We start from the raw sequence: 5,029 nt of genomic DNA on the forward strand, positions 1-5,029 counted from the left end.
GCTGGTGCCACCCCGGGTCCGGCGGTCCGCACCCGTGATCACAGGTCGTACGGGGACGAGGGTGGAGCCATCGCCTCATGACCAAGGAGACCGCCGTGAACCGCACTTGGACCCGCCCCCGCACCGCCGCCCGCCGCGCCGGCGCCGCCGCACTCCTCGCCGCCGTCGTGGCCGGTGCCGTCGGGGCCGCTGCGCCCGGCGCCGCGGCCCGCGGTGCCGAGGGAGCCCTCGACCCCGTGCAGAGCCGGCTGGACGCCCTCGTGGAGCGCGACGGCGTCCCCGGCGCCCTCGCGTACGACGGCCGCACGACCCGTACCGCCGGGGTCGCCGACACCGCGACCGGCCGGCCCATGGTCGGTGCCGAGGGGCGCTACCGGATGGCCAGCAACACCAAGGCGTTCACCGCCACCGCCGTGATGCGGCTCGTCGCCGCGGGCGGGGTGCGGCTCGACGCGCCCGCCGCGCGGTACGTGCCGCAGCTCGCCGGCACGGGCGTAACCGTGCGGCAGCTGCTCAAGCAGACCAGCGGGCTGCCGGAGTACCTGCAGTTCGTCGACTGGAGCCGCGGTGCCACCGAGGAGGAGTACCTCGCGCTCGCCCTCGACCACCCCGCCGACTTCGAACCCGGCGCGCGCTGGGGCTACTCCAACACCAACTACCTGGCGCTCGGCCTGCTCATCAAGCACGTCACCGGCGAGGACTACCGCACGTACATCGAACGCACCCTCATCGGGCCCCTGCACCTGAAGGACACGTACTGGCCCGCGAAGGACGAACTGGCCATACGCGGACCGCACGCCCGCAACTACGGCGTCAGTCCGGTGGACCCCGGGGCGGGCGTCACCGACGTGACGGAGCTGCCCGGTTACGAGTTCGGCGCCTCCGGCGGCCTCGTCACCACGCCGAAGGACCAGAACGCCTTCTGGAACGCCCTCTTCGGCGGCAGGCTGCTGCCGGGCTGGGCGCTGCGGGCGATGACCCACGACACCACCGACGTCGGCGGCCAGGACACCTACCCCGAGGGCAGCCGGTACGGCTACGGCGTCGCGTCCTTCCCGCTGAGCTGCGGCGGCGCGTACTGGGGCCACGGCGGCGACCTGCCGGGCGGCTCCGTCGCCGGCGGGCGGGCCGACCGGGGGCGGGGCACGGTGACCGTCTACACGACCACCTGGGCCGCCGAGGGCGACCGGCTGGCGGACCTCCAGGGGGCGGCCGACGCCGCGCTGTGCGCGAAGGACCGTACGGACAGGGGGCGTTGAGAGCGCGCCGCGCGCAGGGAACGGGCAGACAGCCGGGGCCCGATGAGGGATGGTTGAGGAGTGCGCAAGCTCTGGCTGTTCGTGGCGCTGGGGCTGGGGATGGCCATGTCGTTCCTGGCCCTGCTCGTCGTCGGCACGTACACCGCCGCGTCCGGCCTCGCCGGCCGCGGCGTCGGCCTGGCGAAGGGGGCCGTGCCCTCGACGTACCAGGCGCTGGTCCAGGAGTGGGGAAACCTCTGCCCGGCGCTCAACCCCGCCCTGCTGGCCGCGCAGTTGTACCAGGAGAGCGGCTGGGATCCGAACGCCGTCAGCCCCGCCGACGCCCGCGGCATCGCGCAGTTCATGCCCGGCACCTGGGCCACCCACGGCATCGACGCCAACGGGGACGGCGAGCGGAACATCAACGACCCCGAGGACGCCATCCCGTCGGCGGCCACGTACGACTGCAAGCTCGCCGGCTACGTCGAGGACGTGCCCGGCGACCCGACCGAGAACATGCTCGCCGCGTACAACGCGGGACCGTACGCCGTCATCAAGTACAACGGCGTGCCCCCCTACCGCGAGACGCAGAACTACGTCCAGGTCATCAGCGCCCTGGAGCAGAGCTTCGCCGCCCCCACCTCCCGCCTCTCGCCGTCGAAGCAGGCCGCGGGCGCCATCCACTACGCGCAGGAGAAGCTCGGCACGCCCTATCTGTGGGGCGGTGACGGCACGCCGGAGGAGGGCGGCCGGTTCGACTGCTCGGGGCTGACGAAGGCGGCGTACGCCTCGGTGGGCATCGAGCTGCCGCGGGTGGCCAACGACCAGTGGAACGCCGGGCCGCACCCCGGCAGGGACGAACTGCTCCCTGGTGACCTGGTGTTCTTCGCGTACGACATGAACGACTCGCGCTCCATCCACCACGTCGGGCTGTATGTAGGGGGCGGCTACATGATCGACGCCCCTTACACCGGCGCTGTGATCCGTTTCGATCCGATCGACTCGCCGGACTACTTCGGCGCGACGCGGGTCACCGAGGCCGGCGCCGCGGCGCTGCCGGAGCGCTGACGCGGCGCTGACGTGCGGCGGGCCGCCGCGCGGGGGCGCCGGAGCGGCCGCACGGACGGTCACTCTTCGATAACCTCCCGGTGATCTTTCGGTCGCAGTCGGAACGCCGACCGTCGCGGCGCCGTTGCAAAGGGCGAGCGGCACCGTTGCAATAGGAAAGACGGCAGCCGCCGATCAGCGGGAAACGGGTGGGGAGAGGAGCCGAGTGGACATGCGTTCGCTGCACCTGGCGGGGGCACCCCCGAGCGGGTCGAACGCCGACGTTTCCGTGCTGTACGACATCAACGGCGTCGCGGACTCCACGCCGCCCTGGTTCGACCGCGGGGCGGCGTTCCTTGGCGAGTACGGGCTGATCGGCATGCTCGGCGTGCTGCTGGTCGTGTGCTGGTGGCGCGTGCGCCGGCGCCCGGGTGCGGTGCCGGCCGTGGCCGCGCTGCTGTGGGGGCCGCTGGCGGCGGCGCTCGCGCTGCTCGCGAACATGCCGATCCGCGCGATCGTGGAGCGCCCGCGGCCGTTCCGGGAGCACGAGGGCCTGGAGGTCCTGCTGCCGGGCACGACCGGGTACTCGTTCGTCAGCGACCACACCTCGGTCGCCATGGCGCTGGCCGTCGGCATCTTCATGGCGAGCAAGCGGTACGGGCTCGCCGCGCTGGCGCTCGCGCTGCTGGAGGCGCTGAGCCGGGTCTACCTGGGCGTGCACTACCCCTCGGACGTCGTCGGCGGCATCGCCCTGGGCACGTCGGTGGCACTGCTGCTGGCCCCGGCGGCGACGGCCGGGCTGATGCCGCTGGTGCGGCGGGCGCCGGAGTGGCTCGTCGGCGACCCGGAGGCGTCGGAGGACGGGACCGAGCGGGACCCGGCGGCCGTGCCCGCGCCGCGGACGGAGCCGCTGGAGCGCGGCGGCGGAGGCGGCCGGGACGGCGACGAGTTGGCGGCCTAGTCGGCGGCGTGGGCGGTACGGCGCGGGAGCGGGAGGGGCGCGAAGGGGAACGGCCGGGGGAGCCGCCCGGCGGCTGTGGAGCCGGGGGCGCGGGGCGTACGGAAGCACTCCCTGCCCGGCGCACGCGCCAACGCGCCCCCCTCGTCGCGCCGGACGCCTACACCGCCTGGTCGAAGTCGAACAGCCGCTCCGGGTCGTATCGCTCCTTCACCTTCGCCAGCCGCTCCGCCGCCGGCCCGTAGTACGCGCCGCGCCACTTCCGCAGCTCCGCATCCGTGTAGTTCTGGTACGCCGCCCCCGAGGCGTGCTCCCGCATCGCCGTGTGCGTGTCCGCGAGCCACCGCTCGCCGGGACCGCCGTCCTCGCCCTCGTCCCACGACGAGATGTACTGCGCAAGCACCCGCGAACCGCGGTGCACGAACGCCGTGTCCGCCACCGGCACCCGGTTCACCGCCCCGCCCAGCGCCGTGAGGATGAACAGCGCGTCCGCCGAGCGCGACGCCTTCTCCGCCCGGTCCAGCAGCGTGCCGATGCCGCCGGCGCCGAGGGGCTCGTCGTAGAAGTCGGAGCGCGCCGCGAACGTGTCGCGCTGCAGGATGCCGCGCGAGTTGCGGCCCGGTACGCCGCCCTGCAGCCGGCACTGCTCGCGGTCGGCCTGCGCGCAGCCCGCGTACGAGCGCATCGCGTGGATGTACGTCTGCGGGCCGATGGAGACGTCCTCGGCGGGACCGGGCCCGCCGGCCTGGTCGGCGAGGAAGTCGACGGCCTCGTGCATGTCGTCCTCGGTACCCAGCGACAGCGCCGCCACGGATATCGTCGGCTCGCCGCCGCGGGTGTTGCCGAAGTGGACGGCGGACCACAGCTCGTCGGGCTGGTCGGGGCCCCACTGCTGCCAGGTGGTCAGCAGCGCCTCGGCCTTGGACCACGGCCACACCATGTTCGCGGCGACGACGTCCGCGGCCTCGCGGGTGTCGTAGCGCAGTTCGGTGACGACGCCGAAGTTGCCGCCGCCGGCGCCGCGCAGCGCCCAGAACAGGTCCTTGTTCTCCTCCGCCGAGCACTCGACGGTCCTGCCGTCCGCGGTGACGACGGTCGCGCCGGTCAGGTGGTCGCAGGTGAGCCCGTACGCGCGCGAGACCACCCCGTGGCCGCCGCCGAGGGTGAGGCCCGCCATGCCGACGGTCGCGCAGGAGCCGGCGGGTATGGTCCGGCCGCGGACGGCGAGGGCCTCGTAGACGTCGATGGTGCGCGCCCCGGCGCCGACGGTCGCGGTGTCGGAGTCGGCGTCGATGCCGGACAGCGCGGAGACGTCGACGACGAGGCGGCCGTTGCCGCTGGAGAAGCCGGCGTAGGAGTGGCCTCCGCTGCGTACGGCGACGGGGACGCCGGCGGCGCGGGCGAAGCGCAGGCACTCGGCGGCGTCGTCGGCGTGGTCGACGTACGCGACGGCGGCGGGTCGCAGGTCGTCGAAGCGGGTGTTGTACTGCTGGGCGGCGACCCGGTAGTCGTCGTGGCCCGGGAGGACGAGGCGGCCGGCGAGGGACTGCGCGAGCGCGGGCCAGTCCGGCGGGCCCGTGGTCCCGCCGCCCTTCGAGCCGGAGGGCTTGGGGTCCGGCTTCCCGCCGCCGTCGTCGTCGCCGGAGCAGCCGGCGAGGCCGGCGGTGACGCCCACGCCGGCGGCGGTGGCGAGAGCGGTGCGGAGCACTGTGCGCCTGTCCATCCGCACAGCACAGCGCATCGGGTCCGCCCTTCGCTACCCCCAAGTAGCAATGCCTGGCCGGAC

General features: G+C 74.2%; 4 protein-coding genes. 3 read left to right on the forward strand and 1 reads right to left on the reverse strand.

Going from position 1 to position 5,029, the window contains the following annotated elements:
* Nucleotides 1-95 precede the first annotated feature (95 nt).
* The 3 genes from H5J30_RS17250 (at nucleotide 96) to H5J30_RS17260 (ending at nucleotide 3,246) form a co-directional block, all read left to right on the forward strand.
* On the forward strand, nucleotides 96-1,259 hold the full coding sequence (locus tag H5J30_RS17250) for a serine hydrolase domain-containing protein (protein WP_181788313.1): 1,164 nt from the start codon (nucleotides 96-98) through the stop codon (nucleotides 1,257-1,259).
* A gap of 60 nt (nucleotides 1,260-1,319) precedes the next feature.
* A complete protein-coding gene (locus tag H5J30_RS17255; protein WP_309505554.1) occupies nucleotides 1,320-2,306 on the forward strand; it encodes a C40 family peptidase in 987 nt (328 codons plus the stop codon).
* 205 nt (nucleotides 2,307-2,511) lie between these two features.
* Nucleotides 2,512-3,246, forward strand: coding sequence for a phosphatase PAP2 family protein (locus H5J30_RS17260; RefSeq protein WP_181788314.1), 735 nt, complete (start codon nucleotides 2,512-2,514; stop codon nucleotides 3,244-3,246).
* A gap of 157 nt (nucleotides 3,247-3,403) precedes the next feature.
* Here the strand turns inward: H5J30_RS17260 and H5J30_RS17265 are convergent, their stop codons facing one another.
* On the reverse strand, nucleotides 3,404-4,966 hold the full coding sequence (locus tag H5J30_RS17265) for an FAD-binding oxidoreductase (RefSeq protein ID WP_220189018.1): 1,563 nt from the start codon (nucleotides 4,964-4,966) through the stop codon (nucleotides 3,404-3,406).
* Nucleotides 4,967-5,029 lie beyond the last annotated feature (63 nt).

Source organism: Streptomyces phytophilus, from assembly GCF_013870535.1.
In the GTDB taxonomy this organism is placed as follows: Bacteria; Actinomycetota; Actinomycetes; order Streptomycetales; family Streptomycetaceae; genus Streptomyces; species Streptomyces phytophilus.